5 protein-coding genes are annotated in these 6,405 nt (G+C 69.8%); 4 read left to right on the forward strand and 1 reads right to left on the reverse strand.

Features of this window, described 5'->3' with window-relative positions:
* Nucleotides 1-133: 133 nt before the first annotated feature.
* The 3 genes from ACTWJ9_RS20050 to ACTWJ9_RS20060 all read left to right on the forward strand — a co-directional run bounded on the left by ACTWJ9_RS20050 (nucleotide 134) and on the right by ACTWJ9_RS20060 (nucleotide 3,634).
* Entirely contained in the window at nucleotides 134-1,108 is a 975-nt protein-coding gene (locus ACTWJ9_RS20050) for a cation diffusion facilitator family transporter (RefSeq protein WP_279335622.1), read from the forward strand.
* A gap of 302 nt (nucleotides 1,109-1,410) precedes the next feature.
* On the forward strand, nucleotides 1,411-2,868 hold the full coding sequence (ahcY, locus tag ACTWJ9_RS20055; RefSeq protein ID WP_279335623.1) for an adenosylhomocysteinase: 1,458 nt from the start codon (nucleotides 1,411-1,413) through the stop codon (nucleotides 2,866-2,868).
* Between the two features lie 151 nt (nucleotides 2,869-3,019).
* The gene (locus tag ACTWJ9_RS20060) at nucleotides 3,020-3,634 is read left to right on the forward strand and encodes a hypothetical protein (protein ID WP_279335624.1); all 615 of its coding nucleotides are present in this window, start codon (nucleotides 3,020-3,022) and stop codon (nucleotides 3,632-3,634) included.
* A 32-nt stretch (nucleotides 3,635-3,666) separates the two neighbouring features.
* Here ACTWJ9_RS20060 and ACTWJ9_RS20065 read toward each other — a convergent pair whose 3' ends face one another.
* Complete coding sequence (locus ACTWJ9_RS20065) at nucleotides 3,667-4,698, reverse strand: RDD family protein (protein ID WP_279335625.1); 1,032 nt, start codon at nucleotides 4,696-4,698, stop codon at nucleotides 3,667-3,669.
* Between the two features lie 188 nt (nucleotides 4,699-4,886).
* On the opposite strand from ACTWJ9_RS20065, the gene ACTWJ9_RS20070 reads away from it, so the two are divergent.
* Nucleotides 4,887-5,894 (forward strand): stage II sporulation protein M, encoded by a 1,008-nt coding sequence (locus tag ACTWJ9_RS20070; protein ID WP_279335626.1) that lies wholly within the window; start codon nucleotides 4,887-4,889, stop codon nucleotides 5,892-5,894.
* Nucleotides 5,895-6,405 lie beyond the last annotated feature (511 nt).

Here is a 6,405-nt window from a genome sequence, read left to right on the forward strand (position 1 = left end):
CGCTTTTCTGACAACCCTTAGCCCGATCGGGCTGCAACAATGTCCCCCCGTCAAAGGACAGTCGGAGCCCGGGCGGCGTACGAAGACGTCCGCCCGGGCCCGTGAACGGCGTACGAAGGGACAACGCGAACACATGAGCGCGTCAGGCGGCACCAAGGCGATCGTCGCGGCACTCGCCGCCAACGCCGCGATCGCGGTAGCGAAGTTCGTGGCGTTCCTCTTCAGCGGTTCCTCCTCGATGCTCGCCGAATCGGTGCACTCCGTGGCCGACTCCGGCAACCAGGCCCTGCTGCTGGTCGGCGGGAAGCGGGCACAGCGACAGGCCACCCCGCAACACCCCTTCGGCTACGGCCGCGAGCGCTACATCTACGCCTTCCTCGTCTCCATCGTGCTGTTCTCGCTCGGTGGCATGTTCGCCCTCTACGAGGGCTACGAGAAGATCAAGAACCCGCACGAGCTCACGCACTGGTACTGGCCGGTCGGGGTCCTCGTCTTCGCGATCATCGCCGAGGCCTTCTCCTTCCGCACCGCCATCAAGGAGTCCAACGCCCTGCGCGGCAAGCGCTCCTGGAAGGAGTTCGTCCGCCACTCCAAGGCCCCCGAACTGCCCGTCGTCCTCCTGGAGGACCTCGGTGCCCTCGTAGGCCTCGTCCTCGCCCTCGGCGGTGTCGGGCTCGCCCTGCTGACCGGCGACAGCGTCTGGGACGGCGTCGGCACCCTCTGCATCGGCGTCCTGCTCGTCCTGATCGCCCTGGTCCTCGCGGTGGAGACGAAGTCGCTGCTGCTCGGCGAGGCCGCGGGCGCCGAGGAGACCCGGAAGATCGAGGCCGCCGTCGTCGACGGCGACACCGTCACCCGCGTCATCCACATGCGCACCCTCCACATCGGCCCCGAGGAACTCCTGGTCGCCGCGAAGATCGCCGTACGGCACGACGACACGGCCGCGGAGGTCGCCGCCGCCATCGACGCCGCCGAGTCCCGCATCCGCGAAGCCGTCCCGATCGCCCGCGTGATCTACCTGGAGCCCGACATCTACAGCGAGGCCGAATCCGCCAAGGGCGCCGACGCCGAGGCCACCCCCGGCGGCCCGGCCCGGACGGAACACTGACCCCGGCCCCGGATCTGGCCCCGGCCGTCCGTGTTCGGCCTCCGTGTCCGAGGGTCGGCCTGATGTGTTCGGTGACTCACTGGGGAGGACCGGGCCGGTCGGTGTAGCTTGGGACGAAGCCAGACGTCGCTGCTGATGGCGGTCGGGCGGTCCCTGCGGACCGGCCGAGGGAGAGAGGGCCTCCGACGGACTGCGCTGCGCCGCACGCGGGCATGCCCGTGTCCTCCTCGGGCACCCTTGTGTCCGCCGCCGCGCAGACCAGCCGTACCCACCTCGACCCACACCCCGAGGAGCAGCTCTTCATGACGACTGTCGACAACCGACAGGACTTCAAGGTCGCCGACCTCTCCCTGGCCGCCTTCGGCCGCAAGGAGATCACCCTCGCCGAGCACGAGATGCCCGGCCTGATGGCGATCCGCAAGGAGTACGCCGAGGCGCAGCCCCTGGCCGGCGCCCGTGTCACCGGTTCCCTGCACATGACGGTGCAGACCGCCGTCCTCATCGAGACCCTGACCGCCCTCGGCGCCCAGGTCCGCTGGGCGTCCTGCAACATCTTCTCCACCCAGGACCACGCCGCGGCCGCCATCGCCGTCGGCCCGAACGGCACGCCCGAGAACCCGCAGGGCGTCCCGGTCTTCGCCTGGAAGGGCGAGACGCTGGAGGAGTACTGGTGGTGCACGGAGCAGGCGCTGTCCTGGCCGGACACCCCCACCGGCGGCCCGAACATGATCCTGGACGACGGCGGTGACGCCACCCTCCTGGTCCACAAGGGCGTCGAGTACGAGAAGGACGGCAAGGTCCCCTCGCCCGACACCGCCGAGTCCGACGAGCACCGCGTCATCCTCGAACTCCTCACCCGCACGGTGGCCGAGTCGCCGCAGAAGTGGACCCAGCTGGCGTCCGAGATCCGCGGCGTGACCGAGGAGACCACCACCGGCGTCCACCGCCTGTACGAGATGCACCGTGACGGCACCCTGCTGTTCCCGGCGATCAACGTGAACGACGCCGTCACCAAGTCGAAGTTCGACAACAAGTACGGCTGCCGCCACTCCCTGATCGACGGCATCAACCGCGCCACCGACGTCCTCATCGGCGGCAAGACCGCCGTCGTCTGCGGCTACGGCGACGTCGGCAAGGGCTGCGCGGAGTCCCTCCGGGGGCAGGGCGCCCGTGTGATCATCACCGAGATCGACCCGATCTGCGCCCTGCAGGCGGCGATGGACGGTTACCAGGTCACGACGCTGGACGAGGTCGTCGAGACGGCCGACATCTTCGTCACCACGACCGGCAACAAGGACATCATCATGGCCGCCGACATGGCCAAGATGAAGCACCAGGCCATCGTCGGCAACATCGGCCACTTCGACAACGAGATCGACATGGCCGGCCTCGCCCGGATCCCCGGCATCGTCAAGGACGAGGTCAAGCCGCAGGTCCACACCTGGACCTTCCCCGACGGGAAGGTGCTCATCCTCCTCTCCGAGGGCCGCCTGCTGAACCTGGGCAACGCCACCGGTCACCCGTCGTTCGTGATGTCCAACTCCTTCGCGGACCAGACCCTGGCCCAGATCGAGCTGTTCACCAAGCCCGACGAGTACCCGACCGGCGTCTACGTGCTGCCCAAGCACCTGGACGAGAAGGTCGCCCGCCTGCACCTCGACGCGCTCGGCGTGAAGCTGACCACGCTCCGTCCCGAGCAGGCCGAGTACATCGGCGTGACGGTCGAGGGCCCGTACAAGTCGGACCACTACCGCTACTGAGCCCACGCACCCGCCGTGGGGAGCGCACCGGTCCGTCGGCGCGCTCCCCGGCAGCGGACCCGTCCGGGACAGGCCCCCGCACCCCCGTGTCGGGGGCCTGTCCCATGGGTCGGCCGGCGACCGGCCCGGCCCGTCAAGATCCAGGACCCCCATGCCCCGCGGCCGTTATTCGCTCCACGATCCGCACGATCACACCCCCCTCGCCGAAGAGCACTTCCAGTGCGCCCCCGGCCCCTCCGGCTGGCGCTACGTCTCCCAGCTCACCGCCCCCTCCGGCGATCACCTGGGCTCGGTCGACCTCGCCCTCGACGAACTCGGCCGCCCCATCCGGCTCGAACTGCACGCCGCGAGCTGGCAGGTCCGCGGTGCCGCTCTCGACGGCGTCACCTGGGTCCGTACCGACCCGACCGGAACCCACGCCACCGAAGGCAATGCGCGCGCCCACGCCTTCACCGGTTCGTCCCCGGCGTTCCTCGTCGCCACCGCCCGTCTGCTGCGCCTCACCCCCTCCGCTTCGGCCACCCGCGTACGCCTCGTCGCCCTCACCGATCCGGTGCTCGCCCCGCGCACCGTGGACCAGTCCTGGGCCTTGGTGAGAAGAGAAGCACACGCCACTGACAACGGCCCCCTGACCGTGGACGAATACCAGGTCACGGCCCTGGACACGGGCGAGCAGCACGCCGTGCACCTCGCCGGGGACGTGGTCCTCGCGGCCCCCGGCATCGAACTCGAGGACCTCGAATCACCGCCCTCGGTCTTCGACTGACCGAAGACGCGAGCGACCGGCCCGCCCCCGGCCTACGCCGGTGGCACGAACCCGGTCGAGGGGCCCTCGGCCGACGGTGAGGCGGGCGCGGGGGACGCGGCAGGCGTGGCAGGTACGGGAGGCGACGCGGGCCCGGGGGGAGCAACGGCGGGAGCGGAGGGACCCGCCGGAGCGGCGGTAGCGGACGGGTACGGGGACGGCGGAGCCGCATGGTGCGCGGGAGGTCCGTACGCACCCGCCGGACCATATGAACCCGCCGGACCGTACGCGCCCGCCGGACCGACGGCACCGACCGGCCCGCCCCCTGCGGCAGCGGTCTGTCCGAAGGCACGCCGCGCCTCCCGGACCTGCCGCTCCTGCACCACCGCCGCCAGATACGCCGCCGCCGGCACGCCCTGCGGCACCGGCGCTCCGGTCCGGTCCGCCAGGTCCGCCGCCAACCGCTCCGCCATCGCCCGGCCCACCTGCGGGTCCAGCTGCCGCATCCGCGTCAGGTACTGGCGGACGGCGAGCCACAGACCGTCGGGCACCGCGGACAGATCGAGCCCGGAGAAACGACCGGCCAGCCAGGGCGGAGGCGGCGGTACGAACCCCACCGGCCCGACCGGCAGCCTCTCCCGCACGACCAGGGTCCCCGCGAAGACATCCCCGAGCCGTCGCCCCCGCGACGACGCCAGCGAGGCGATGCACGCGATGACGCCCATCGTCATGAGGATCTCGATCACACCGATCAAGCCCCGTACCAGCGCGTGCCGGAAGCGGATCGGGCCCCCGTCGTCCCGCACGACCCGCAGCCCGCACGCCATCTTCCCGAGCGACCGCCCGTGACTGAGCGTCTCGACCGCGATCGGCCCGCCCACCAGCAACAACACGAACATCGCGATGGAGATCGCGGTCTGCGCCGCCTCGTCCAGGGAGGCCGTGGCAGCCACCAGCGCGATGGTCGCCACGATGTACACCGTCACGGCCACGGCCAGGTCGAGCAGCACGGCCAGCGCCCTGCTGGGCACCTTCGCGGGGCGCAACTCCAGCGCCACCGCCTCGCCCGTCACCAGCTCACTCATGTCCGCACGTCCTTCCCTGGCCTGCCCCGAACACCGCCAGTCTGCCAAGCTGATGACACATCGCATCGCGGTACGACCAGCTGATCATGTCGTACGACTCATGCCGTACGGCCCATGAGGCCGCCCCGCACGACCGACGACGAGCCTTCGGCCCAGAGCCGACGAACAGCCGAGGAGCAGGCACACCGATGGACCTCGACGTCTTCGTCTCCGCCCACCGCGCGGAGTGGGACCGCCTCGACACCCTGCTCCGGCGCCAGCGCCGCCTGACCGGCGCCGAGGCCGACGAACTCGTCGTGCTCTACCAGCGCACGGCCACCCACCTGTCGCTGATCCAGTCCGCGGCTCCCGACCCCCAGCTCACCGGCAGGCTCAGCCAGCTGGTGGCACGCGCGCGTGGCGCCGTGACAGGAGCCCGCCGCGCGTCCTGGCGGGACGTCACACACTTCCTCTCCCACAGCTTCCCGGCCGCCGTCTACCGAGCGCGCCACTGGTGGGTGCCCACCGCACTGCTCTCCACCGCCGTCGCGGCCCTCCTCGGCTGGTGGATAGGTACCCACCCCGAGGTCCAGGCCTCCATCGCCGCCCCCGGCGAACTGCGCGAGCTCACCCGACCCGGTGGCCAGTACGAGACGTACTACTCCAGCAATCCCGCGGCCTCCTTCGCCGCCCAGGTCTGGACGAACAACGCGTGGGCAGCCGCCCTCTGCCTGATCCTGGGTGTCTTCCTGGGCCTGCCGGTGATCTGGATCCTCTTCCAGAACATGCTCAACCTGGGTATCGGCTTCGGCCTGATGGCCTCCGCCGGCCGGCTCGACATCTTCCTCGGTCTCGTGCTGCCCCATGGCCTCCTGGAACTGACTGCGGTCTTCGTCGCCGCCGGCACCGGGCTGCGCCTCGGCTGGACCCTCATCGACCCGGGCCCACGGCTCCGACGCAGGGCCCTCGCGGAGGAGGGCCGAGCAGCACTGGCCATGGCGATAGGCCTTGCGCTGGTTCTCTTCGTCTCTGGCGCGATCGAAGGCTTCGTCACCCCCTCGGGGCTTCCCACCTGGGCCCGCATCAGCATCGGCGTCGTCGCGGAGCTGCTCTTCCTCGTCTACGTCTATGTCGTGGGCGGACGTGCGGCGCGTGCCGGGGAGACCGGTGACCTGGAGGCCGCCGAGCGCAGCGCGGCCGTACCCACGGCCGCCTGATGTGCGAACCGGTCGGCTGAGCTGCTAGTCTCCTCTTCGCCCCGCAGGAACCGTTGACACGGATCGTGTGGGGAGGTAGATTCGAACAGTTGCCTGGAGCAGGGTCCCTGGATCCGCAGCGGCAACGGTGAGCATCTGACTGCTTCTCGATAATTCAAACTTTCGACGAAGCCACTCCCGATGAATCGGAAAGCTACGGCCGGTCAATCCGGCGCGAAACTTCTGATAAAGTCGGAGCCGCCGGAAAGGGAAACGCGAAAAGCGCAGACCCGGAAGGCGAAACCCCGAGGAAATCGGACCGGAAAGATCTGATAGAGTCGGAAACGCAAGACCGAAGGGAAGCGCCCGGAGGAAAACCCGCCAGGGTGAGTACAAAGGAAGCGTCCGTTCCTTGAGAACTCAACAGCGTGCCAAAAATCAACGCCAGATATGTTGATACCCCGTCTCCGGCCTCCGGCCGGGACGCGGTTCCTTTGAAACACACAGCGAGGACGCTGTGAACCGCCGGATC

Source organism: Streptomyces sp. GDS52, assembly GCF_052246875.1.
GTDB classification, from domain to species: Bacteria; Actinomycetota; Actinomycetes; order Streptomycetales; family Streptomycetaceae; genus Streptomyces; species Streptomyces cathayae.